General features: G+C 71.2%; 20 protein-coding genes and 1 pseudogene. 11 read left to right on the forward strand and 10 right to left on the reverse strand.

Features of this window, described 5'->3' with window-relative positions; translation table 11 throughout:
* The first annotated feature begins 52 nt into the window (after nt 1-52).
* A complete protein-coding gene (locus tag ABZ624_RS07345) occupies nt 53-1,570 on the forward strand; it encodes an AMP-binding protein (protein ID WP_360083566.1) in 1,518 nt (505 codons plus the stop codon).
* Between the two features lie 148 nt (nt 1,571-1,718).
* Here the strand turns inward: ABZ624_RS07345 and ABZ624_RS07350 are convergent.
* Nucleotides 1,719-1,919: pseudogene (locus ABZ624_RS07350) on the reverse strand (NUDIX domain-containing protein); the annotation flags it as partial.
* Between the two features lie 167 nt (nt 1,920-2,086).
* Nucleotides 2,087-2,764 carry a GAP family protein gene (locus ABZ624_RS07355; RefSeq protein ID WP_360083568.1) on the reverse strand — a complete coding sequence of 226 codons (678 nt, stop codon included), beginning with the start codon at nt 2,762-2,764 and terminating at the stop codon, nt 2,087-2,089.
* 482 nt (nt 2,765-3,246) lie between these two features.
* Here ABZ624_RS07355 and ABZ624_RS07360 point away from each other — a divergent pair, with 482 nt between their 5' ends.
* The 3 genes from ABZ624_RS07360 to ABZ624_RS07370 all read left to right on the forward strand — a co-directional run bounded on the left by ABZ624_RS07360 (nt 3,247) and on the right by ABZ624_RS07370 (nt 6,310).
* Entirely contained in the window at nt 3,247-3,744 is a 498-nt protein-coding gene (locus ABZ624_RS07360) for a hypothetical protein (protein ID WP_360083570.1), read from the forward strand.
* A 140-nt stretch (nt 3,745-3,884) separates the two neighbouring features.
* A complete protein-coding gene (locus tag ABZ624_RS07365; RefSeq protein ID WP_360083572.1) occupies nt 3,885-5,126 on the forward strand; it encodes a Dyp-type peroxidase in 1,242 nt (413 codons plus the stop codon).
* 56 nt (nt 5,127-5,182) lie between these two features.
* Nucleotides 5,183-6,310: a catalase family protein gene (locus tag ABZ624_RS07370; protein ID WP_360083574.1), complete on the forward strand. Its 1,128-nt coding sequence runs from the start codon at nt 5,183-5,185 to the stop codon at nt 6,308-6,310.
* A gap of 27 nt (nt 6,311-6,337) precedes the next feature.
* Here ABZ624_RS07370 and ABZ624_RS07375 read toward each other — a convergent pair whose 3' ends face one another.
* Both ABZ624_RS07375 and ABZ624_RS07380 read right to left on the reverse strand, forming a co-directional pair.
* A complete protein-coding gene (locus ABZ624_RS07375) occupies nt 6,338-6,850 on the reverse strand; it encodes an EF-hand domain-containing protein (RefSeq protein WP_360083576.1) in 513 nt (170 codons plus the stop codon).
* Nucleotides 6,851-7,004: 154 nt separating this feature from the next.
* Nucleotides 7,005-7,385: an STAS domain-containing protein gene (locus tag ABZ624_RS07380; protein ID WP_360083578.1), complete on the reverse strand. Its 381-nt coding sequence runs from the start codon at nt 7,383-7,385 to the stop codon at nt 7,005-7,007.
* Between the two features lie 325 nt (nt 7,386-7,710).
* Here ABZ624_RS07380 and ABZ624_RS07385 point away from each other — a divergent pair, with 325 nt between their 5' ends.
* Together ABZ624_RS07385 and ABZ624_RS07390 are read left to right on the forward strand one after the other, a co-directional pair.
* Entirely contained in the window at nt 7,711-8,280 is a 570-nt protein-coding gene (locus ABZ624_RS07385; RefSeq protein WP_360083580.1) for a sigma-70 family RNA polymerase sigma factor, read from the forward strand.
* Nucleotides 8,277-9,743, forward strand: a complete 1,467-nt coding sequence (locus ABZ624_RS07390) for an MDMPI N domain containing protein (protein ID WP_360083582.1) — start codon at nt 8,277-8,279, stop codon at nt 9,741-9,743. Before ABZ624_RS07385 ends, ABZ624_RS07390 begins: the two co-directional genes overlap by 4 nt.
* Before the next feature lie 68 nt (nt 9,744-9,811).
* Here ABZ624_RS07390 and purU read toward each other — a convergent pair whose 3' ends face one another.
* Together purU and ABZ624_RS07400 are read right to left on the reverse strand one after the other, a co-directional pair.
* Nucleotides 9,812-10,693 (reverse strand): formyltetrahydrofolate deformylase, encoded by an 882-nt coding sequence (purU, locus tag ABZ624_RS07395; protein WP_360083584.1) that lies wholly within the window; start codon nt 10,691-10,693, stop codon nt 9,812-9,814.
* A 77-nt stretch (nt 10,694-10,770) separates the two neighbouring features.
* A complete protein-coding gene (locus ABZ624_RS07400; protein WP_360083586.1) occupies nt 10,771-11,271 on the reverse strand; it encodes a hypothetical protein in 501 nt (166 codons plus the stop codon).
* 117 nt (nt 11,272-11,388) lie between these two features.
* Here ABZ624_RS07400 and ABZ624_RS07405 point away from each other — a divergent pair, with 117 nt between their 5' ends.
* The gene (locus ABZ624_RS07405) at nt 11,389-12,714 is read left to right on the forward strand and encodes an ABC transporter substrate-binding protein (RefSeq protein WP_360083588.1); all 1,326 of its coding nucleotides are present in this window, start codon (nt 11,389-11,391) and stop codon (nt 12,712-12,714) included.
* Nucleotides 12,715-12,779: 65 nt separating this feature from the next.
* Here the strand turns inward: ABZ624_RS07405 and ABZ624_RS07410 are convergent, their stop codons facing one another.
* A complete protein-coding gene (locus tag ABZ624_RS07410) occupies nt 12,780-14,429 on the reverse strand; it encodes a hypothetical protein (RefSeq protein WP_360083590.1) in 1,650 nt (549 codons plus the stop codon).
* Between the two features lie 210 nt (nt 14,430-14,639).
* Nucleotides 14,640-16,025 (reverse strand): transcriptional regulator, encoded by a 1,386-nt coding sequence (locus ABZ624_RS07415; protein ID WP_360083592.1) that lies wholly within the window; start codon nt 16,023-16,025, stop codon nt 14,640-14,642.
* 264 nt (nt 16,026-16,289) lie between these two features.
* Here ABZ624_RS07415 and ABZ624_RS07420 point away from each other — a divergent pair, with 264 nt between their 5' ends.
* The 3 genes from ABZ624_RS07420 to ABZ624_RS07430 are packed head-to-tail and all read left to right on the forward strand — an operon-like array spanning nt 16,290 to nt 19,368.
* Complete coding sequence (locus tag ABZ624_RS07420) at nt 16,290-16,955, forward strand: bifunctional DNA primase/polymerase (protein ID WP_360083594.1); 666 nt, start codon at nt 16,290-16,292, stop codon at nt 16,953-16,955.
* Nucleotides 16,956-17,008: 53 nt separating this feature from the next.
* The gene (locus ABZ624_RS07425; protein ID WP_360083596.1) at nt 17,009-17,785 is read left to right on the forward strand and encodes an ABC transporter ATP-binding protein; all 777 of its coding nucleotides are present in this window, start codon (nt 17,009-17,011) and stop codon (nt 17,783-17,785) included.
* Nucleotides 17,782-19,368 carry a transporter gene (locus ABZ624_RS07430; RefSeq protein ID WP_360083598.1) on the forward strand — a complete coding sequence of 529 codons (1,587 nt, stop codon included), beginning with the start codon at nt 17,782-17,784 and terminating at the stop codon, nt 19,366-19,368. The genes ABZ624_RS07425 and ABZ624_RS07430 overlap by 4 nt, the downstream gene beginning before the upstream one ends.
* A 119-nt stretch (nt 19,369-19,487) precedes the next feature.
* Here the strand turns inward: ABZ624_RS07430 and ABZ624_RS07435 are convergent, their stop codons facing one another.
* Nucleotides 19,488-20,375 (reverse strand): alpha/beta hydrolase, encoded by an 888-nt coding sequence (locus ABZ624_RS07435; RefSeq protein WP_360083600.1) that lies wholly within the window; start codon nt 20,373-20,375, stop codon nt 19,488-19,490.
* A gap of 313 nt (nt 20,376-20,688) precedes the next feature.
* The gene (locus ABZ624_RS07440; protein ID WP_351239470.1) at nt 20,689-21,381 is read right to left on the reverse strand and encodes a metal-dependent transcriptional regulator; all 693 of its coding nucleotides are present in this window, start codon (nt 21,379-21,381) and stop codon (nt 20,689-20,691) included.
* Nucleotides 21,382-21,605: 224 nt separating this feature from the next.
* Here ABZ624_RS07440 and ABZ624_RS07445 point away from each other — a divergent pair, with 224 nt between their 5' ends.
* On the forward strand, nt 21,606-22,361 hold the full coding sequence (locus tag ABZ624_RS07445; protein WP_360083602.1) for an SIS domain-containing protein: 756 nt from the start codon (nt 21,606-21,608) through the stop codon (nt 22,359-22,361).
* Nucleotides 22,362-22,752 lie beyond the last annotated feature (391 nt).

The raw sequence follows: 22,752 nt of genomic DNA on the forward strand, positions 1-22,752 counted from the left end.
CAGATAGCATGGCATCTGACGGATCGTCAGCCAAGTCGGTCAGGGGGCCCACGTGAACGAGACCCCGCACGCCCTGAGCTCCGCCCGCACGCTGTGGGACCTTGTCACCCGGCGCGCCGCCCTGACCCCCGACCGCCCGGTGCTGCTCCAGGAGGACCGGGCCCTCACCTTCGGCGAGCTGCGCGCGCGTGCCGAGCGGGTGGCGGCCGGCCTGTACGGCATGGGCGTACGCCCCGGCACGGTGGTCGCCTGGCAGCTGCCCACCCGCATCGAGACCGCCCTGCTGTCCTTCGCGCTGGCCCGCCTGGGCGCCGTCCAGTCCCCCGTCATCCCCTTCCACCGCGACCGGGAGGTCGGCTTCGCGCTGCGGAAGTCGAAAGCGGAGTTCTTCGCGGTCCCGGGCGTGTGGCGGGGTCACGACCACACGGAGATGGCCCGCAGGCTGGGCGCGAAGGGGATCTTCGAGGCGTACGACACCCTCCCCGACGGCGACCCGTCGACGCTCCCCGCTCCCCCCACCGAGGGCACCTCGGTCCGCTGGATCTACTGGACCTCGGGCACCACCTCCGACCCCAAGGGCGTACTGCACACCGACCGCTCCCTGATCGCGGGCGGCTCCTGCCTGGCGCATGCGCTGAGGCTCACGGCGGCCGACGTGGGCTCGATCGCCTTCCCGTACGCGCACATAGGCGGCCCCGACTACCTGGTGATGCTCCTGCTCTACGGCTTCCCGGCGGTGATGTTCGAGCACTTCGCCCTGCCGGACGCGCTGGCGGAGTACCGGCGGCACGGGGTGACGGTGGCCGGCGGCTCCACGGCCTTCTACTCCCTCTTCCTCGCCGAACAGCGCAAACAGCCGGGCGAGAAGCTGATTCCCTCCCTGCGCCTGCTGGCGGGCGGCGGCGCACCCAAGCCGCCCGAGGTCTACCACTCCGTGGTCCGCGAAATGAACGTCCAGCTCACCCACGGCTACGGCATGACCGAGGTCCCGATGATCACCATGGGGGATCCGCAGGACAGTGTCGAGAACCTGGCGACGACAGAGGGCCGCCCGCCGGCGGACATGGAGATCCGGATCGCAGACGGCGAGATCCGACTCCGCGGCGAGGCCGTCTGCCAGGGCTACCTCGACCCCGCGCAGACGGCCACCGCCTTCGACTCCGACGGCTTCCTGCGCACGGGCGACCTGGGCCATCTGACGCCCTCCGGCCACCTGGTCCTCACCGGCCGCCTCAAGGACGTGATCATCCGCAAGGGCGAGAACATCTCGGCCAGGGAGATCGAGGACCTGCTCGCCGCGCACCCGTCGGTGGCGGACGTGGCGGTGATCGGGCTGCCGGACGCGGAACGGGGCGAGCTGGTCTGCGCGGTCGTCGAACGGCCTTCGGACACCGCCGTGTTGACCTTGCCGGAGGTCGTCTCGTACCTGCGCTCGGCGGGCCTGTCCGTGCACAAGCTGCCGGAGCGGCTGGAGGTGGTGGAGGCGCTGCCGCGCAACGAGACGCTGCGGAAGGTGCTCAAGTACAAGCTGCGGGAGCGGTATTCACGACCGGTTCCTCGGAGCTCGTGACACGATCTTGTCGCGGTGTGCTGGTCGGACGACGCTTGCGGTTCTCATCGCGCTGCCGGCCGCCGTCGGCTGCCGCCACATGTGCCGCGCCCTCACGCTCGCAGCGACCTTGGCCGGCACGCTCAGCCAGGTCTTCTTCTCCTCCTCCCTCCTTCACCTCGCGGACGGCCGTTCCCGGGAGTGAGTCGGTCATCTCCATGCCGCCACCGGGGAGTGCCCAGAGATCATTGTCCCGGCGGCGCTGAAGAAGCACGCGCCCTTCGTCGTCGGTCACCACGGCGGACGCGGCGACCACCAAGCTGTTCGGCTCCGGTGCCGCCGGGTCGTCGTAGTACTCGGTCCGTGCCATGGTCACTCTTCTCGTACCGGCGTTGCGGTTTCCCACACTTGAGGGACACCCCTTCTCACCAGCACGTCTATGACCAGCGGAGGCGGTGGGACTCGAACCCGCGGTGACGTTCTCACGCCACTACGGTTTTCACGACCGGCCGCTCAGGGCCGCCACGCGTGGGCCTGTCAGGAGGTGAGGATGGAGATGCCGTCTCCTAGCAGTTTCAGCCCGAGCACGAAGAACAGGACGGCCATCACGGCGACATTGTGCTGAGCTGCCCAGTCCTTCCAGTTCCCGAGCGTGGTCCTGGCCCGCTCTCCCCCAAGGAGGAAGACTCCCAGCGGGACCAGCAGGCCGAGCGTGGCGATCACGACGAAGATCGCCAGCGATGCGATCTGCTGTCCGACCGGCAGTCCGGCTGAGCCGATCGCGGCGCCCGCCGCGATGGTCAGCGGGGCGTTCTTGGCGTTGAGGGCGGCCAAGGCCGTTCCGAGTCCGAAGACCTTGACCGGCGAGAGGCGGTCGATCGCACCCATCCACTTCGGCAGCTTTGCCTGCGAGGGATCCTTTGGGCGCCGCTGCCATTGCCGGGCGCCGAAGAGGAGGAGGAGCACGCCGAGAGCAATTTTGAGAGCCCCGACCCAGGTGGCCGGGTTCTTGTGGGCGGAGGCACCCGCGGGTGAGGCGATCGCCAGCATCACCGCGCCCAATGCCGACAGGCCGAGGATCCAGCCGACGGTGAAGAGGACTCCGTTGAGACGTCCCCGGGGCGTGGCGAGGATGAGGATGACGGCGATGATCGGAAGCGGGCTGACCGCGACACCGGCCGCCAAACCCAGCACGTCACCGAGAACTTTGCCCATGGTTGCCTCCGTGTGAGGGTCAGGGTGGCGATCCGGCGGGGCAGGGCTCGGCGCGAGTGGGCGCCCCGGCCGCTCGGGCGGCTCAGGGGTAGTGGGCGATCGGCTGCGCCGCTGTCTCACGGCCACACGGGGCCACCGCCCGAGAACGGCGGTGACAACGCCGTACTCGGCACATCCCAGCAGTTCCATCTTCCTGCCGCTGGCCGGATCTGTCTTCAGGAACTGCTCGGACGCGTGGACGCGGGCATCGCCCTGCCGTACCGGGCAGGCTGGGCCCGACGCCCCTGGGTCGAGATGCGAGGCAGCGCATCCGCAGAGAGGATCGATATGTGAGGGCGATGGCGCCTCATGTTCGGGCGCTTGGCGACCCTCGCACCGATCCATGGCAGGGGAGTCTCACCATGACTGCAACGGCGGGAGCAACTCAACCGGCTCACCCCGAGCGCCCAGGCAGATCGGACGGGGTCTGCAGCGAGTTCACCGTGTTCACCAAGATAAAGCCGGGCCACGCGGATGCCCTGCGCGAGGATCTCGCCAGGATCGCCAGCACGGAGAACCGTGAGGCGCTGCACCAGATCGGCACCCTGCACGACGCACGGCACGTGATCTTCGACAATGACACCCGGTTCATGTTCGCCAGCGTCTTCGACGGCTCTTGGGACACCTACATCGACGACTTCGGCAAGACCGTGGTCGGGGCGAACTTCGACAGAATCTTCGCGCACAGCGAAGGGTTCCCCGGGGTCAGCGATCCAGGGGTGAAGGACTGGTTCGTCGCCCACCAGGAGCCCGCGGGAGTCTTCGTGAGTTCCTATCCCGACCTGACTGTTCAGCAGATCTGGAAGGACCACCGAGTGGAAGAGGCGTTCGAGGAGGTGCTGGACACCGCTGAGTTCCGGGCGGCGCTGGAGAACCCGGCCAATGCGGAGTTGGTGGCCACGCCGGCCTTCCAGAAGCTGCTGGAAGAAGCCTCGGCCTAACAGGGGCCGATGCGGAGGCACAAGCAACCATGAACACGACGGCAAGCAGCAGCGCCGCCAGCGTGCACGTTGAAATCGATGACATCCAAAGCGGGGCACTACGTCCGAGGCCGGTCCCGTACGAGGGGAAGTTCATCTTCTTGCGCGTCGACGACCGCCACGCCGGGCGGGCCCTGCTGCGGCGGCTGATTCCGGTGACCTCGGGTGGTCTGCCCAACGTGGACCTGAGCCAGGATGCCTGGGTGGCGGTGGCGTTCACCTACCAGGGGCTGAGGGCCCTGGGGGTGCCTCAGGAATCGCTGGACAGCTTCCCGCGTGCGTTCCGTGAGGGCATGGCCGCCCGAGCGGACCGGATCGGCGACGTGGGCGAGAACGCCCCGGCTCACTGGGAGGCACCGTTCGGAACGGGCGATGTCCACATCGCGCTGAGCGCCCTCTCTTCCGACGCGGAGCAGTTGGACAAGGAGCTGGAGCGGGCCCGGGTCGCATACGAGGACACGCCCGGTGTCCAGGTGATCTGGCAGCAGGAGGTGAAACAGCTTCCGACCGGGCGCACCACCCTCGGCTTCCGTGACGGCATCAGCCATCCCAACATCGAGGGCGTCGGGCTGCCCGGCTCCAACCCGCAGGAAGCCCCCATCAAGGCCGGTGAGTTCATCCTCGGCTACCCCGACGAAACCGGCAATCTGCCGCCCATGCCCAGCCCCGATGTGCTGGGACGCAACGGAACCTACGTGGCCGTTCGCAAGGTCCACACCAACGTGGCGGCCTGGCGCCGGTACCTGCGCGCGAACAGTTCCAGTGCCGAGGAGGAAGCACTCCTGGCGGCCAAGATGATCGGGCGCTGGCCCAGCGGGGCGCCGTTGGCCCTGGCGCCGGAGCACGATGATCCGGAACTGGCGGCCGATCCGCACCGCGTCAACAACTTCATGTACCGGGAGAACGACGATCGCGGCTTGCGGTGCCCCGCCGGTGCGCACATCCGGCGCACCAACCCCCGCGATGCCACCATCGTCGGCGACGCACGGATGCACCGTCTCATCCGCCGCGGCACCACCTACGGCCCGCCGCTGCCCGAGGGCGTACTGGAGGACGACGGTGCCGACCGAGGCCTGGTCGGCGTCTTCATCGGGGCCCATCTTGAGCGGCAGTTCGAATTCATCAAGGCCGAGTGGGTCAACGACGGCAATTTCATCGGCTACCCCGGCGAGCAGGACCCGGTGGCCGGACACCACGACGGAACCGGCAGCGTCACCATCCCGGAGAAGCCGATCCGGCGCCGCCTGCGGAACCTGCCCAGCTTCGTGGTCACCCGCGGCGGCGAGTACTGCTTCGTGCCGGGTCTGCGTGCCCTGCGCTGGCTCGCCGAGCTGGAGGGCTGAGGGGAGTTTCCGCCCTTCGAAATTCCGATCACCGTCGCCGAGGAGAGGCCGAAGTCATGGCAGCACAGTTCGTCCCCTACACGCCTGACGTCGAAGTCAAGGACCCGGACTTCGACCAGCACGTGCAGACGGTGATCGAGAAGACCGAGAGCTACATCGCCGACTCGGTCGAGGGCGGTGGCACCGGACGTGCCCTTCGCGACGCTCACGCCAAGGGCTACGGACTGGTCCGAGGGCAGGTGGAGATCCTGGACGGGCTCCCCGCCGAGTACGCCCAGGGCATCTACGCGACACCGGGAACCCACGACGCACTCATCCGATTCTCCAACGGCTCGCCGCACGCCGGGGCCGACGCGCGGCTGGGCGCCGCCACCGGACTGGCGCTGAAGATGTTCGGCATCCCCGGCCCGACCCTGCTGGAAGACGAACCGGACACGGGCACATTCGACTACGCCAACATCAACGGGCCGATCTTCTTCTGCAACACGGTCGAGCACTACCTGTTCATCCAGGAACTGTTCCTGAACGCGCCGGCCTACTTCTCCCAGGGCCGGCCCGGCGCACACCGCTTCTTCACCGAGTTCCTGACCGGAAAGGGAACGCTGGACCAGGAAAACTGGGCGTGGGACGAGTTCCTGGCCTTCCTGCGCCTGGCAAAGACCCCTCCGGCGAACGTGCTGCTGTCGAGTTACTGGACCATGGGCGCGGTCCGGCACGGGGACTACATCGCCAAGGTGCGCATCACCCCCGATCCGGACTCCGCCGCCGCGGTGGTCCGGCGCACCATCGACCCGTCCTCGGCGGCGGAGGTCTTCCGGCCCGCGCTGCAGGCCGAACTGCAGGAGCGGCCCTACGCCTTCGACATCCAGGTCCAGCTCTGCACCGACCTGGAGCGGATGCCGGTGGAGGACACCACCGTGGAGTGGCCCGAGCGCCTCTCGCCGTCCGTCACCGTGGCCAGGCTGCGGCTGCCGCAGCAGGACATTTCCAGCCCGGAAAACCTGGAGAAGATGGACTCACTGTCCTTCACGCCCTGGCGGGTCACCGCCGCGCACGCCCCCCTCGGCAACATCATGCGGGCTCGCAAGGAGGTCTACCGGCACTCCTCCATCCAACGCCACAAGCTCAACCGGCAGCCGCGGACAGAGCCCCGAAGCGCCGACGAAGTACTCGGCCCGGGGTGAGCCGGACTGACGGCAGGGGGACGACGGCTATGCCGGGACGGTGAAGTAGTGCGCGAACGCCGGAACGATCTCCGGCTCGCCCACCAGGCCGTCGCCGTCGGTGTCCAGTGCGGCGGCGACCGTCCGGGCGGTCTCCTGCGGCACGTGGAACACCCGCAGCACGCGCACGGTGTCGGCGACCGTGAGCCGGCCGTCCCCGTCGGTGTCCCCCACGGCCAGGGCCGCGTGGAGGAAGGGGCGGGCGATCTCGGCGAAGCGCTCGGGGTTGTCGCGCAGGCGCTTGACGGCGCCGGTGACGAACTCCTCGCGGGTGATGCGCTGGTCGCCGTCCCGGTCCGCGATCCCGGCCATGCCCTGCCAGAACGCCTCCGCGCCGGCGTACAGCGCCTGCCCCTTGTCGGAGCGGGCGGTGACGGAGAACTCGGCGAGCAGCGCCTTGGCCGCCGAACTGAAGTCCTCGCGGTCGATCCAGCCGTTGCCGTCCTGGTCGAAGGTGGCGAACCGGGCGGCGATCCTGCGCTCGTACTCGGTGCTGACCATGTCTGTTCGGGCCGCCTTACGTCTGCGTGGGGTCGATCTGCGAGGGAGCGTACGACGCGGAGGGCCGTCGGACGGCGGGAATGCGGCGGTTGTGCCAAGACCGGGGGAATTCCGCGACAACAGTGTGGCCTTGTCGCGCACACTCCGGTGGCTCTCACGCGGAGAGCGGGTCCGCCTCGTCGGTCGTCGCGGTCTTCAGATCGGGGCGGACGTCGAAGAGGCGGCGGATGCCGAGCGCGCCGAGGACCCGGTTGACGTGCGAACCGTCGTCGGCGCCCCGGTCGGGCAGGATGAGCCGGAGGCGGCCCTGGCAGGAGCGGATGAGCCTGCGGGCGGCGATGAGGACACCGACCCCGCTGGAGTCGCAGAAGAACACGTCGGAGAGGTCGACCACGAGGCTGTGATGGCCCTCTGCGACGACGTCGTGCACGCGTTGGCGCAAAACCGGCGAGGTCATCAGGTCCAGTTCCCCGGACACCCGGAGCACGGCCCACTCGCCCTGTTCGACGCCGGTCACGTTGAATGCCACGGCCATGCCCCTCCGCTCGCCGGATCCAGGAACCGCCCGGAAACGGAAGCAGTTCCTACGCTTGCTTCCGCGCGGCTGCCCAGCGGCCGTTCCCTGAAACGTCGAGCAGCAAACCAGCCGTGATCAACAAGGGGCTTGTTTCGGTCACTATCGGTCCTGTTCGATCAGGCATGCACACAGTCTGTGTGAAGGTTATGTGAAAAGGGCACTATCACCAGCGGCGCTTCGTGGGGCGCACATTGACACAACGGGGCGTGCACTGTCAGAGGTGCCGACTACATTCGGGAAGACGGCGCCGACAGGCTGGACACGGGTGAGGGGAGGGGACCGCATGGCCACGAAGGACGTACCGCCCCGCGGGGACCGCAAGATGCAGCAGCGACTCGCCCGCGGCGAGGCAGCCGCCCTGGGCGAGATGTACGACCGGTTCGCCTCGCTCGTGCACGGCCTCGCCCACCGCGTCCTCGGCGACGAGAAGGCCGCCGACACCCTCACCCGCGAGGTCTTCGCGCACCTGTGGGAACACCCGGAGACCTACGACCCCGGGAAGGGCCCGCTGCGTACCTGGGTCGCCGGGGTGACCCACCGGCTCGCCGTGCAGCGGCTGCGCGACAGCGAGACCGCGGCGCTGCCCCAGGGCGGCGGCTCCCTGGCGGAGCTGGAGCGCAAGGTGCGCCGCGCCTCGGTCGCCGCCCGCGCCGACTACATCGTCCACTCCATGCCCGCCCCACTGCGCCGCGCCCTCGACCTGGCCTACTTCCAGCGCTGTGACTACCGCCAGACCGCCGCCGGCCTCGGTGTCACCGAGGACGAGGCCCGGCGCCGGCTCCGCCTCGGCCTGCAACTGCTCTCCACCGCCCATGACGCCGGGACACCGCCGGGACACGGAGGTGCGGTGTGAGCGGAGCGGGAGGGTTCGAGGCACCCGACGAGCACGGCGGACAGGAGCACGACGGACAGGAGGAGGAGAAGCCGCGCGAGGGGTACGACGGCATCGGCGGCCAGGGCGGCGAAGGCCCCACCGGAGACGGCGCCGGCGGCTCGGGACAGGGCCCGGACGGCACCGGCGCACCCGAGCCGGACCGGCCCGCGCGCATACCGACGCCCCGCGCCTCCGTCGAGGACAGCGGGCTGCCGCTGCCCGACCTCACCGACCTCGCGCCCGTGCCGCTCGACCTGCCGCACGACGTCCTGAAGTCGCTTCTCGGCGCCTGGGCGCTGGCGGCCTGTTCGGCGGCGGAGACCGCGGCCGTCGAGGACCACCTCGGATCCTGCGGCGGCTGCGCCGACGAGGCCCGCCGGCTGCGCGAGGCGGTCGGCCTGCTGCACCAGCCGGAGAGCCTCGACCTGGACCCCGGGCTGCGCAACCGCGTCCTGGAGAGCTGCCTGGAGCGCCGGCCGCCGCGCATACCCGTGCCGGAGTGGGCGGCGCCGTACGACGCCGAGACCGCCCGCCTGGACGCCCTGCTGCAGGACTTCGGGGACGCGGAGTGGCATGCGCCGGTGCGGCTGCGGTGGTTCGCGGCCGACGCCGCGCAGAACCGGCGTACGACCGTGGCCGGGGTGATCGCACACCTGCTGTCCGTGGACGGGCTGATCGCCGTCGCGCTCGGCCTGGAGGACCCGCTGGCCGACGTCACCGGGGCCAAGGTCACCGGGGCCGAGGTCACCGGGGCGGCGGGGCAGCACCCGAGGGGCCCGGCCGCGCGCACCGAGGCGTACTGGCGGACCTCCCGCTTCCCGCCCCCAGTCCCCCACCCTTCGGGCGGGGGCAACCCCGTCTCGCTTCGCTCGGTGCGGGGGCCCTGGCGGGAGCAGAGCCACAGCCTGGTGCGGACGGTGTCCTTCACCGGCGGCCACGCGGGCGGACACGCCGTGTCGTACGGCGACTTCGAGCTGCCGCTGCACGACGCGATGCTGGACCGGGCCTTCGAGTGCTGGATCCACGCCGAGGACATCGCGGAGGCGGTGGACTACCCGTACCTGCCGCCCGCGCCGCGTCACCTGAACAAGATGATCGACCTCGCGGCCCGTATGCTGCCCGCCGCGCTGGCGGAACGCCGTCAGCAGGGGCTGGCCTCGCCCGCCCGGGGACGCCACCTGGGCCTCGCCGGAGAGCCCGGCCGCAGCCTGCGCCTGGAGATCGAGGGCTCGGGCGGCGGCGAGTGGCTGATTCCCCTGGACTCACCGGCGGCACGGGGCTCCGCGGACCTGGAGGTGGCGCATGTGGCCCTGGACGGCACGGAGTTCTGTCAGCTGGCCGCCGGCCATATTCCTCCGGAGGAGGCAGCGGCGGGGCAGCTCGGGGACCGGGATGCGATCAGAGACGTGCTGTTCGCTGCCGCGTCGTTGAGCCGGATGTAGGGGCCGGTCGCGTTCAGCCGCCCGACGAGACGGAACCCCCGCCCCCCCGGCCCCCCGCCCCTCAGGCCCTAGGCGAACACCACCGTCCGGCGCCCGTTGAGCAGAATCCTCCGCTCCGCATGCCACTTCACGGCCCGCGCCAGCGCCTGGCACTCCACGTCCCGCCCGATCGCGACCAGCTGGTCCGGTGTGACGTCATGCCCCACCCGCTCGACCTCCTGCTCGATGATCGGCCCCTCGTCCAGGTCGGCGGTCACATAGTGCGCGGTCGCCCCGATGAGCTTGACTCCCCTGGCGTGCGCCTGGTGATACGGCTTCGCGCCCTTGAAGCTCGGCAGGAAGGAGTGGTGGATGTTGATGATCCGGCCGCTGAGCTGCTTGCACAGGTCGTCCGAGAGGACCTGCATGTAGCGGGCGAGGACGACCAGTTCGACACCCTGCTCGCGCACGATGTCCAGCAGCTTCGCCTCGGCGTCCGCCTTCGTGTCCTTCGTCACCGGAAGGTGGTGGAAGGGAATGTTGTACGAGCCCACCAGCTCTTCGAAATCGGTGTGGTTGGAGACCACGCCCACGATCTCCACCGGCAGCGCACCGATCCGGGCCCGGAACAGCAGGTCGTTCAGGCAGTGCCCGAACTTGCTGACCATCAGCAGGATGGGCATCTTCGCGTCGGCCCGGTTGATCTGCCAGTCCATGTGGAAGGAGTCACCGATCGCCGCGAAGCTCGCCCGCAGCTTCTCCACCGTCACCGGAGCCTCGGCCGAGAAGTGGACGCGCATGAAGAACAGACCCGTGTCGTGGTCGCCGAACTGCTGGCTGTCCTCGATGTTGCAGCCGGTCATGAACAGATAGCTCGACACGGCGTGCACGATGCCCTGCTTGTCCGGGCAGGAGAGGGTGAGGACGTACTGGTCGGCCGGTGCGGCGACGGACGCGGACTGCTCGTTCATGCCCTACAGGTTCTCACGTCGGCCGCCCGCCGCGGGCAGTCGTCCCGCAGGGCGGGACGGGTGGGCACAGCCCCCGCCTACGCGGTCCGCGTCAGGATCCGCAGCACTTCCAGACTCTTCGGCGGTGCGTCGGGGTCGTCCCCGTCACTCGCCGCGAGGCGCATGTGTGCGTCCCGCGCCGCCCGCACCGCCTCCGGCCACCCCTGGTGGTCGAGGTAGGCGGAGACCGGCGCGTCCGGGCCGACCTGGTGCATGATCCGCAGCACCCGCAGCACGGCGGTGTCGACGAGCGCCGCCTCCTGCGAGTCCCGGAATATCGTGCCGACGTATTTCTCCGCGGACCAGTTGTCCAGCCAGGTGTCCTCCACCAGCCGGTAGACGGCGTCGGTGACGTCGCCGTACCCGTCCACGCCGGCCAGCCAGACGTCCTGCTGGAACACCGGGTCGGAGAGCATGTGCAGCGCCGAGCGCACATTGCTGCGCCAGCGCCACCACGGCATGTCGCTTAGGGGCATGCCGCCCATGGTGGAGGAGCGACGGCCGCGACGGGAAGAGTTCTCCGTACCTTGCACGGTCATCGATCGTACGTTCCCCGTCACACCAGCCTCACCACCCCCCGCAATTCACCTCGTTGTCACCCTTCGTTGACCAAGGGTCACTCTCCGGTTAGCGGTGTGAGGGAATCGTGCGTGTGCATGACCGGCAGGCGACGCACCGTTAGTACGTTCCTCCACTCGACCTTCCGCCCCGGCAGAGCCACCGCGCTGTCCGCCGGCGCCGTGGCCCTCTGTGCGTCGCTCACCGCCGGGTGCGGGGTCGTCCCCGGCGTCACGGGGGGCGCGGGGGACGACCCGGTCAAGGTCATGACCTGGGCCCCGCAGGACACCGACGCCACCAACAAGCCCGGCATGCCCGCGATGGCCCTCGCCTACGCCCGGTGGATCAACGCGCACGGCGGCATCAACGGCCACCGGCTCCAGGTCCTGACCTGCAACGACCACAACGACAGCGTGGGCGCCGCCAAGTGCGCCCGGCGCGCGGCCCAGGAGGACGTCGTCGCGGTCGTCGGCTCGTACAGCCAGTTCGGCGACTCCTACCTGGCCCCGCTGGAGGGCGCCGGCATCCCCTACATCGGCGGCTACGGCGTCACCAACGACGAGTTCACCGGCCAGATGTCGTACCCGGTCAACGGCGGTCAGCCCGCCCTGCTCGCCGGTCTCGGCAGGGCCCTCGCCGACACCTGCGGCAATGTCGCCCTGGTCCGCCCGGACAGCATCGCCGGCGACGAGCTGCCCGCGCTGCTCGACTCCGGCCTGAAGGAGGGCAGACACGCGAACGCGGGCGACCACCTCGCCGCCGAGGACGCCACCGAGTACGGCGACCAGGCCGATCAGGCGCTGCGGTACGCCACCAAGGACGTACTGAAGAAGGGCTGTGTGGTGCCCGCGCTCGGCGACCGCACCGACACCTTCATGGACTCCTTCCGGCGGGCACGCGAGAACTACTCCGGGGTGCGGCTCGGGACCGTGCTCGGCAGCGTCGACCAGACCGTGATCAACGCCACGGGCGGGGCGTCCGGGCCGTACGAAGGGGCGTACATCACCGGCTGGTATCCGCCGGCGTCCGACGCCCGGTGGGACCCGATGAAGAAGGTGATCAACGAGGAGGCCTTCGGCGACAACCGCATCGACCCCGCGGACGCCGGAGTGCAGACCACCTGGATCGCCTACACCGTACTGAAGGCCGTACTGGAGAGGATCGGCCACGGCGAGATGAGTTCCGACAGCGTGCGGCGCACCCTCAACGACGGCCTGCGGGTCTCCACCGGCGGGCTCACCCCGACCCTGCGCTGGCCCTACGAGGGCAAGCTCGCCGCGGTCGGCTTCCCGCGGCTGGTCAATGCCGACGTCACCCTCCAGGTGGTGCAGGACGGCAGGCTGGTCGCGGCCCGCAGGGGTATCGGCGGCCGGGGCGGGATCATCGACATGACGAACACGCTGGAGAACGCCGACGTGCAGTGACGCCCGCCGGCGCGTCCCTCAGGGCCGGGACACAGCCCAGGGCACAGCCCGGGTCGCAGCCCGGGTCACAGCTGGGTGGGCTGGCGCTGGGTCAGGCCGTACTTCCGCGCGATCGCGTTCCACAGCCCCGCCGCCTTCGCCTTCTGCTCGCTGGCGGTGCCGCTCTCCCGGTTGCCGGCCCGGGTCTGGTCCGTGACGCGCGCGTGGCCCTTGCGGCAGACCTTGTGTCCCTTGGCCTGACCGGCCCAGGCCGCGTAGTGGTTGTCGGCCGCGGCGGACGCCTGCCAGGCCTTGGTCAGCGCGGCCGTGAGGTCGCCGTTGGCCGGCAGCTTGTCGACGCTCAGCTTGCCGAGCCGGGTGACCAGCCCGCTGCGCTGTCCGGCCGCGGCGCGCAGGTCGGAGGCGGCCTGGTCCAGGTTGTCGCAGTTCTTGACGTCGGCCACCGCCTTGATCACCGAGGCGCGGCTGCTGCCGCTGTCGGCGAGCAGCTTGTCCAGCTCGACCGCCTGCTGACGGGCCGGGTCGGCGGCGGGCGAGGAGGAGTCCTGGCCGGCGGCCGGGGAGGTCGCCGCGACCGTCTTGCCGTCGTTGCCCTGGTCCTTGCCGCCACCGCCGCTGAGCAGCACGCCGGCGCCCACACCGATGACGACGATGCCGACACCGACGGCGGCGATCAGCGGCACCCGCGAGCGGCCACGGGGCCGGTCGTCGTCGTAGCCGGAGTCGTACGACGGCTGGGGGGTGCCGTACGAGGGCTGCTGCGAGCCGTACGACGCCTGCACCGGGCCGGAGTGGGCGTCCGGCCGCTGGACGGGCAACTGCTGGGTGGACCCGGCCGGGCCGTCACCGCCCGCCGGACCACCGCGGAAGAGGTTGTCGAACTCGGCCGGCGGCTGCCGGTCCCCGCCCTGCGCCTGTGCGGCGTACGGCGGGATGTACTGGGTGGCCTCCGAGTCGGACGGCACGGGCGCCTGCCGCGGGACCTGACCCAGATACCGCGTCTCCTCGCCGGCCGACTCGGGCGGCAGCGCGCCGGGGGCCACCGGCGGGATGTACTGGGTCGCGCCCTCGTCCGCCGCGGCCGGCACCGGTGGCAGGTACTGGGTGGCACCCTCGGCGGGGGCCGCGGGTACGGGAGGTATGTACTGCGTCGCGCCCTCGTCGGCGGGGGCAGCAGGGACCGGCGGCAGGTACTGGGTGGCGCCGTCGGCCGTCGGGGGCAGCGGGGCGCCGGCGGCCGGATAGGCGTCCGGCACGGCCGGCGGAAGCGGCGCGGCGGCGCCCGGCGGCTGCGGGTGCTGCTGGTCGTGCTGCTGCGGGTACGGCGCCGGCGTGCCGTACCCGGACTGGTGGCCGGCGCCGTAGCCGCCGCCCTGGGCGCCGGGGTGGTCGTACGACGGCGGCCGGCCGCCGTACGGCGGAGCCGGGGCGCCCTCCGGGGGCAGCGGGCCGGGGTTCGCGGCCGGGAGCTGCTGGTTCGGGGCGTCCGGGGCCTGCCACTGCTGGGCCGGCGCCGGGGGCCAGCCCTGGCCCTGCTGGGGCGTCTGCTGTCCGGGCCCCCAGGAGCCGCTCCAGGCCTGACCGCCGGCCGGGGCGGCGGGCGCGGGCGCGCCGGTCATGCCGGGCAGCAAGGGCTCGCCTCCGTCGGAGGGCAGCACGATGCCTTCGCGCGCGGGCTGCGCCGAGGGCTCCTCGCCCCGTCCACTCTGCGTCACCGGGACTCCTACTAATGGGGGACCTTGTGAATCGGACTCACGCTACCGGGTCCCCCGAGCCGGGTGCCACGCAGCTCAGGGCGCGATCTTCCTGCCTGTGACAGCGGTAACAAAACCGTCCCGCGGTGCGCTGTATATGGCACGGCATGCGGCACTCCGCACGCCGCCGGGTGCCGTTCGCCGTGCGTTCACGCAACCGCGGGGCCGGCTTCACGCCGCCTGCTGGAGATCGAGGCGCGCCCCGAACTCCCGTACCACCGCCTCCTCCCGGAAGGGTTCCAGGCGCTGCTGCAGATCCTCCAGATACTCCGCGCCCCGGTTGGAGCGCAGCGATTCCAGCAGCTCCACCGCCTTCAGGCCCGTGCTGCAGGCCTGTTCGATCTCACGCTGCTGCACCTGGGCCGTGGCGAGCAGCACATGGCCGATGGCACGCCTGCGGACCCGGGTCTCGGGGTGCCCGGCCAGCGACTGCCCGGCACACCTGGCCGCCTGCTCGGCCTGCCCGAGATCGCGGTGGCAGTGCGCCAACTCGTCGGCCAGGTAGGCCTCGTCGAAGTGCCGGATCCACACCGGGTCGTCGGCGGAGGAGTCGTCGGCCCGCTCCATCGCCGTCACCGCCCGCCCGATGGACGCCTGCGCCGCGCGGGCGTCACTGAGCAGGGCGTGTCCGCGTGCCTCGGCCGCGTGGAACATCGCCTCCACACGCGGGGTCACCTGCCCCCGCGCCCCCTCCTGCGCGGCCCGCGCCAGCTGGGAGATCTCGCGCGGGTTCCCGAGCTGCGCGGCGAGGTGGCTCATGGACGCGGCCAGGACGTAACCGCCGTACCCGCGGTCCCCGGCGGCCTGCGCGAGCCGCAGCGACTGGATGTAGTAGCGCTGGGCCAGCCCCGGTTGCCCGGTGTCCACCGCCATATAGCCCGCCAGCTCGGTCAGCCGGGACACGGCCGCGAAGAGGTCCCGTCCGACCGTCTCCCGGTACGAGCCCGCAAGCAGCCCGGAGACGACGCTGTTGAGGTAGTGCACGACGACCGGGCGGACATGCCCGCTGCCGTACTGGTGGTCGAGATCGGTCAGCGCCTGCGTCATGGACCGTACGGCCGCCACGTCGGCCTGCCCCACCCGCGGGCCGGCCTGCCGGGCCACCTGGGCGTCCGGCGCCGAGATCAGCCAGTCGCGGCTGGGCTCGACCAGCGCGGAGGCGGCGACGGAGGAACCGGACAGGAAGTCCCGCCGGCCCACGTCACTGCGCCACAGCTCGCAGACCTGCTCGATGGCCCCCAGTACCGTCGGCGAGAACTGGAGACCGACCCCCGAGGCGAGGTTCTTGCCGTTGGCCATGCCGATCTCGTCGATCGTGACCGTACGGCCGAGCTTGCGCCCGAGTGCCTCCGCGATGATCGCCGGGGCCCGGCCCCGCGGCTGCTGACCGCGCAGCCAGCGGGCCACGGACGTCTTGTCGTAGCGCAGATCGAGGCCGTGCTCGGCGCCGCACATGTTGACCCGCCGGGCCAGCCCGGCGTTCGAGCACCCCGCTTCCTGGATGAGCGCCTGCAGCCGTTCGTTCGGCTGCCTCGCCACGAGAGGCCTTGCGGCCATGTACTACCCCCTGCGTTGCGATCCCCTGGACGTGACCGGTTCCGCAAAGATCACTGCCCAGCTGACATACCGTCAATGCGCGACATGTGCGGTTTGCCGGGGTAACGACGGCTGCCAACCCCCTCCCTGGCTACCCAGCTCACGCCGTGCTTCCTCCCGCGCGCCCCCACCCGTGCACCCATGCGCCCCGCCTGCGGAATCGATGCTCCACCCCCGCGCGCACCCCGGCCGTAACTCCAGGTGGGCGCGGGAGTTGAGAGGGGCGTGGAAGAGACGATCGCGGGCGCCCAGAACACTCAGATTGCCGGTCAGATTCCGAAGCAACGCGGGGAATCGCTGCTGGAAACCGCCGTACGCTACGCCGAGGAACGGCACTGGGACGTGTTCCCGGGCACCTGGCTGGAAGCGGTCGCCGGCCAGCAGCGCTGCTCGTGCAGCGACGCCTCCTGCCCTGCGCCGGGTGCGCACCCCGCGCGCCCCGACTGGGCGACGCAGGCGACCGGCAGCGCGACCGTCGCCCGCCGGATGTGGCAGAAGCAGCCCACGGCGTCGATCCTGCTGCCGACGGGGCGCACGTTCGACGCGCTGTCCGTCCCGGAGAGCGCGGGGTTTCTGGCTCTCGCCCGCATGGAGCGGATGCAGTTGACCCTGGGGCCGGTCACGCTGAGCCCGGACCGGCGGATGAACTTCTTCGTGCTGCCGGGGGCGTCCGCGAAGGTGCCGGAGCTGGTGCGGAAGCTGGGGTGGTCGCTTCCGTCCCTGGATCTGGTCGCCCTGGGTGAGGGGGCGTACGTGGCCGCTCCTCCGACCCGGTTCGGGTCCCGGGGGGCTGTGCAGTGGGCTTGCCGGCCCACGCCGGCGAACCGGTGGCTGCCGGACGCGGAGGAGTTGATCTCGCCGATCGCCTATGCGTGCGGCCGGGATCGGTAGCCGTCCCGTCCGCATGGATTCTGAGGTTGGCATCGCCGCCGTAGCCTTCATGCATGACCGAAGTTGCGGTGCGCGTGCGGGGGCTCTGGAAGCGGTTCGGGCAGCAGGTCGCCGTCGGGGGGATCGATCTGGAGCTGCCCGCCGGGAAGTTCATCGGGCTGGTCGGGCCGAACGGGGCCGGTAAGACCACGACCCTCTCCATGGTGACCGGGCTGCTGCGGCCCGATGACGGCACCGTCGAGGTCGTCGGTCATGATGTGTGGCGGGATCCGGTGGCCGTCAAGGCGCGGATCGGAGTGCTGCCCGAGGGACTGCGGCTGTTCGAGCGGCTGTCGGGGCGGGAGTTGCTCGGCTACGCGGGGCGGCTGCGGGGGCTGCCGGGGACCGAGGTCGACGAGCGGGCCACCCAGCTGCTGGACGTCCTCGACCTGGCCGGGTCCCAGCACAAGCTCGTCGTCGACTACTCGACCGGCATGCGCAAGAAAATCGGACTCGCCGCCGCCCTCCTCCACAATCCCGACGTGCTCTTCCTCGACGAACCGTTCGAGGGCGTCGACCCGGTGTCCGCGCAGACCATCCGCGGCGTCCTGGAGCGGTACACGGCCTCCGGCGCCACCGTCGTCTTCTCCTCCCACGTCATGGAACTGGTCGAGTCGCTGTGCGACTGGGTGGCCGTGATGGCGGCCGGACGGATCCGCGCGACCGGCCCGCTGGCCGAGGTGCGCGGCACGCATCCGACGCTCCAGGGGGCGTTCCTGGAGCTGGTCGGGGCGAGCGGCCGGGACACCGGGTCCGATCTGGACTGGCTGGGCGGCGGGGCGGCCCGATGACGACCCTCACCTCCACCCTCGTACGGCTGAAACTGTCACTGCTGCGGAACGGGTTGCGGCAGTCCGCGGGCCGGCGGGCCGCGTTCGTCGCCTCGGCGGTCGTCACGGTCCTGTTCGCGCTGCTGCAGCTGCTGGGACTGCTCATGCTGCGCGGGCACGCGCACGCCGACGCCGTCGCCGTACCGGGTACGGCCGTACTGGCACTGGGCTGGGCGGTGCTGCCGCTGTTCTTCCCGACCGGCGACGAGACACTGGACCCGACCCGGCTGGTGATGCTTCCACTGCGCCCCCGGCCGCTGGTCCGGGCGCTGCTCGCGGCCTCCCTGGTCGGCACCGGCCCGCTGTTCACCCTGCTGGTCCTCGCGGGCTGCGCGCTGTCCGTGGCGCACGGCGTGGCGGGCTATCCGTGCGCCGTCGTCGCCGTCGTCCTCGCCCTGCTGGTCTGCGTGGCGCTGGCCCGGACCGTCGCCACGGCCAACGTACGGCTGCTGAGCAGCAGGAAGGGCCGCGATCTGGCCGTTCTGAGCGGGCTGGTGGTCGCGGTCGGGGCGCAGCTGGTCAACTTCGGGGCGCGGCAACTGAGTCCGGCCGGGCTGCGGCCCTTGCAGCCGGTCGCGGAGGTGCTGTCCTGGGTGCCGCCCGCGTCGGCGGTGGCGGCGGTGCGCGCGGCGAGCGAGGGCTCGTACGGCACCGCGCTCGCCCAACTCGCCGTGACGGCGGCAGGGTTGGCCGCACTGATCGCCGGATGGGCGCGGAGCCTCACCCGGCTGATGACCGCGCCCGACGCGTCCACCCTGCAGCCGGCCGACGCCGGGACGCGCAGCCGCTCGGCCGCCGGACTCGGACGGCTGCTGCCACAGGGCCGCGCGGGTACGGTCATGGAACGCAGCCTGCGCTACCTCTGGCGGGATCCGAAGACCAAGGCCGCCTGGGTCACCGCGCTGGCGATCGGACTGATCGTGCCGGTGCTCAACGCCGTGCAGGGCACCGGATCGGTCTACTTCGCGTGCTTCGCGGCCGGAATGCTCGGCATCCAGATGTACAACCAGTTCGGGCAGGACACCTCCGCGTTCTGGATGGTGGCCACGACCATCTCCTCACCCCGGGACGCCTACGCCGAACTACGGGGCCGGGCCTTGTCCCTGCTGCTGGTCACCCTGCCGTACGCGGCGCTCGTGACCGTGCTGACGGCAGCGCTGCTGGGCACCTGGGCGCGGCTGCCGGAAGTCCTCGGCCTGTCCTTCGCACTGCTCGGGGCGATGCTCGCGACCGGCGGCTGGACCTCGGCCCGCTTCCCGTACTCCATCCCCCAGGAGGGCCACAAGAACGTCGTCCCGGGCCAGGCGGGTCTCGCCTGGATCTCCATCTTCGGCGGCATGATCGCGGCGGCCCTGCTGTGCTCCCCGGTCATCACCCTCGCCATCTGGCTTCACGTGAGCGCGGGCGGGGAGGGCTGGGGGTGGCTGCTCCTGCCGGTGGGCGGCGCGTACGGTGCGGGACTGACCCTGCTGGGCCTGCGCCTGGCAGCTCCGAGGACGGCAGCACGGCTGCCGGAGATCCTGACGGCTGTCAGCAAGGGGTAGGGGGCGTGCCCGAGGGGCGCGGGGCTGTACCGATATGCGGCTGGACCGCGTGGGCGCGGTCAACCGCGAACGCCCCGCGCCCGCCGACGAAACACCAGCCCGGCAGTCGGGAAAGCGCCTCAGCCCCCGAGCACCCGATCAAGAAACGGCCCGACAGCCTCCCGCCAGGCCCGCGGCATGTCGTAATGCGCAAGGTGCCCGGCATCAGGAACCTCCGCATACTCCCCGGCCGGCAGCACCCGCACCATCTCCTGCGCCTCCGCCCGCCCCAGCTCCCCGTCCACGCCCCGCACCACCAGCGTCGGGCACCGCACCTGCGCCAGCTCCTCCCAGTGCGCGTCGTACACCCAGCTCTCCCGGGTCCGCAGCATCTGCTCCGGCTCGAAGACGGGGCGCCAGCCGTCCGCGGACTCGTGCATGACCTCGGCGTAGAAGGCGCCGCGGGCAGGGCTCGGCCGCTCCACCCACGGATCGTCCGCACCGAACCACGTGCGTACGTCGGCGAGCGTGGCGAACGGCACGGGCCACGCCCCGAACCAGTCCGCCCACTCCCGTTGCGAGGCGGCCCCCAGCGCGGAGGCCCGCATGTCGCAGATGACCAGACCCCGGACCAGTTCGGGGCGCTTCGCGGCGAGCTGCCAGGCGGTCAGCGCGCCCATGGCGTGGCCGATGAGGAGCGCGGGGGCGAGACCGAGCTGCTCAAGGGCTGCCTCGGCGTCCTCGACATAGGCCTCGCGGGTGTAGGCCCCCGGCGGGGGCTTCTCGCTCTGGCCGTGACCGCGCTGGTCGAGAGCGACGGCGCGGTGGCGGGCGGCGAGCCAGCGGGCGGTCGAGGCCCAGTGGGAGGCCCGGCCCATCAGGCCGTGGAGTAACAGCACGCCCGCACCGCCGGGGCCCGGGTCCGGGCTGCCGTCCGCCCCGGCGAGTCCCTTCTTGGGAGGGTCGGCGAACTCCCAGGCGGCCAGGCGCACACCGCCCGCTCCCGTCACGTCCATGCGCCGCGCCATGGGCCTGGCACCCCCAGCTCCGCCTGCCTCGTACCGGTGTACTGCCGTACTCGTACTCGCTGCTGTCGCTGTCGTACTGCCGCCGCAGACTATCGAATGCCTATTCGAAAGATCTGTCTCTGCGGACAACACCCCTCATTCGAGTGACACCCCACAAGGAATGATCGCCGCCGCCCAGGGGATCTTTTCTGGCGGGAGGCGGACCGCTCGGGGAAAAACGGTCCGAGGGGGTTGACCCTGAGAGCTCGGGGCTCCGGGTCAGCACAGGGGAGGAAAGGCCCCGGCGCCACAAGGCGCCGGGGTCTTCCCCTGCTCAGCGCTTGGCGACGAACACATGCGAGGCGACGTCCGCCTCCAGCTCGGCCGCCTCGCCGCCGCTGCCCACCAGCACACCGCCGGCCGACTCCGTCACGCTCACCACGGAGCCGGGCTGCACACCCGCGCGCCGCAGCGTGTACATCAGCTGCGCGTCCGTCTGGATCGGCTCGCCGATACGGCGGACGACGACCGTCTTGCCGTCCGTGCCCGGGTCCAGGTCGGCCAGCGAGACCATGCTCTCGTCCAGGAACGCCTCGGCGCCGTCCTTCTCGCCCAGCTCCTCCAGGCCCGGGATCGGGTTGCCGTACGGCGACTCGGTCGGGTGCCGCAGCAGCTCCAGCACGCGCCGCTCGACGGCCTCGCTCATCACGTGCTCCCAGCGGCAGGCCTCCGCGTGCACCTGCTCCCACTCCAGGCCGATCACATCGACGAGGAGACACTCGGCCAGCCGGTGCTTGCGCATCACGCGGGTGGCGAGCCTCCTGCCCTCGTCGGTCAGCTCCAGATGCCGGTCGCTGGCCACGGACACCAGGCCGTCGCGCTCCATCCGCGCGACCGTCTGGCTCACCGTCGGCCCGCTCTGGTCGAGCCGCTCCGCGATGCGGGCGCGCATGGGGACGACGCCTTCCTCTTCGAGTTCGAGGATGGTGCGGAGATACATCTCCGTGGTGTCGATCAGTCCGGACATACGTGCCCCTCGATTACCTCAGCCGGCAGCCCGGCGCGTGCGCTGGCCCTGGCACCAATTCTGCCGGATCCCACTGACATCCGGGGGCCGCGCCGAAAACGGGGGGCTGCCGTGGGGTATGGGTCCGTTGCCGGGTGCGGGTCCGTGGTGGTTGCTCGTATTGACACCGTACTGGTCCAGACCGCACGGTGATCCGCGACACAGACGCTGCGAAGGGGCACCGCATGAGCGACGGCACGCCTGCCGACCTGTTCTTCGACGCCGCCATCACCCTGCTGCAACGGGTCCGCGAGGAGGAGGCCGAGTCGATCACCGCGGCCGGCACCCTGCTCGCCGACACCGTCGCCGGCGGCGGCCGCCTGTTCGCCTTCGGCGCCGGCCACTCCTCGCTGGCCGCCCAGGACGTCGTCTACCGCGCGGGCGGCCTCGCCCTGATGAACCTGCTCGCCGTCCCCGGCGTCGTCGGCGTCGACGTCACCCCCGCCACCCTCGGCTCCGCCCTCGAACGCGTCGACGGCCTCGCGAGCGCCGTCCTCGACACCTCACCGATCCGCTCCGGCGACGCCCTGGTGATCATCTCCCTCTCCGGCCGCAACGCCCTGCCCGTGGAGATGGCCGTCAAGGCCCGCGCCCTCGGCGTGAAGGTCATCGGCGTCACCTCGGTCGCCTACGCCACCCAGACCACGCCCCGGCACGCCTCCGGCACCTTCCTCAGGGACCACTGCGACATCGTCCTGGACTCCAAGATCGCGGTCGGCGACGCGGAACTCACCCTCGACACCATCCCCGCGCCCTTCGCCCCCGCCTCCACGGTCGTCACCACCGCCCTGATGCAGGCCGTCATCGCGACCACCGCCGCCACCCTCGCCGACCGCGGCATCGAGCCCCCGCTTCTGCGCTCGGGCAACGTCGACGGCGGCCACGAGTGGAACGGCCGGGTGCTGCGGGAGTACGGCGACCGGATCTTCTACCGCCGCTGACACCGGGTGTGCGGGGCCCGCAGCACGCAGACGACCCGCGAGCTCGGGTCCTCCGCCTCTCGGCGGAGAAGCCGGCCGGACGTACCGGCGAGCTCGCGGGTCGGGTGGACTGCTTGGGATGGGGCCGGCTGCACACGTCTGTCGCATGCTGGTCCGGCACCGCACTGGATGTGGTGGCGGACCGCTAGCCCGCAGCCACCTCACGCGTCCGGTTCTCATACATCTGCCGAACCACCTCCCTTCTCGTGTACCCCACACCCTAGGAAGCCGAGGGGAGACGCTCAACCCTTTTTCTGGTGCGCATTGACTGCCTCAATCTTGTGGGAACAGGATGTGGGCTGAGTCACGTTCCAGTTGAATGAAGGCCGGATGTAACGCAGCCTCCAGGGGG

Origin of the sequence: Streptomyces sp. NPDC007205, from assembly GCF_040634095.1 — a bacterium.
GTDB lineage: Bacteria > Actinomycetota > Actinomycetes > Streptomycetales > Streptomycetaceae > Streptomyces.

Bases quoted from the DNA above. Each gene is read 5' to 3' on its own strand.
- ABZ624_RS07385 (WP_360083580.1), top strand. From the start codon at position 7,711: ATGGCCACGAAGGACGTACCGCCCCGCGGGGACCGCAAGATGCAGCAG.
- ABZ624_RS07380 (WP_360083578.1), bottom strand. From the start codon at position 7,385: ATGGCCGTGGCATTCAACGTGACCGGCGTCGAACAGGGCGAGTGGGCC.
- ABZ624_RS07375 (WP_360083576.1), bottom strand. From the start codon at position 6,850: ATGGTCAGCACCGAGTACGAGCGCAGGATCGCCGCCCGGTTCGCCACC.
- ABZ624_RS07435 (WP_360083600.1), bottom strand. From the start codon at position 20,375: ATGGCGCGGCGCATGGACGTGACGGGAGCGGGCGGTGTGCGCCTGGCC.
- ABZ624_RS07415 (WP_360083592.1), bottom strand. From the start codon at position 16,025: ATGGCCGCAAGGCCTCTCGTGGCGAGGCAGCCGAACGAACGGCTGCAG.
- ABZ624_RS07355 (WP_360083568.1), bottom strand. From the start codon at position 2,764: ATGGGCAAAGTTCTCGGTGACGTGCTGGGTTTGGCGGCCGGTGTCGCG.
- ABZ624_RS07440 (WP_351239470.1), bottom strand. From the start codon at position 21,381: ATGTCCGGACTGATCGACACCACGGAGATGTATCTCCGCACCATCCTC.
- ABZ624_RS07405 (WP_360083588.1), top strand. From the start codon at position 11,389: ATGACCGGCAGGCGACGCACCGTTAGTACGTTCCTCCACTCGACCTTC.
- purU (WP_360083584.1), bottom strand. From the start codon at position 10,693: ATGAACGAGCAGTCCGCGTCCGTCGCCGCACCGGCCGACCAGTACGTC.
- ABZ624_RS07445 (WP_360083602.1), top strand. From the start codon at position 21,606: ATGAGCGACGGCACGCCTGCCGACCTGTTCTTCGACGCCGCCATCACC.
- ABZ624_RS07370 (WP_360083574.1), top strand. From the start codon at position 5,183: ATGGCAGCACAGTTCGTCCCCTACACGCCTGACGTCGAAGTCAAGGAC.
- ABZ624_RS07430 (WP_360083598.1), top strand. From the start codon at position 17,782: ATGACGACCCTCACCTCCACCCTCGTACGGCTGAAACTGTCACTGCTG.
- ABZ624_RS07400 (WP_360083586.1), bottom strand. From the start codon at position 11,271: ATGACCGTGCAAGGTACGGAGAACTCTTCCCGTCGCGGCCGTCGCTCC.
- ABZ624_RS07425 (WP_360083596.1), top strand. From the start codon at position 17,009: ATGACCGAAGTTGCGGTGCGCGTGCGGGGGCTCTGGAAGCGGTTCGGG.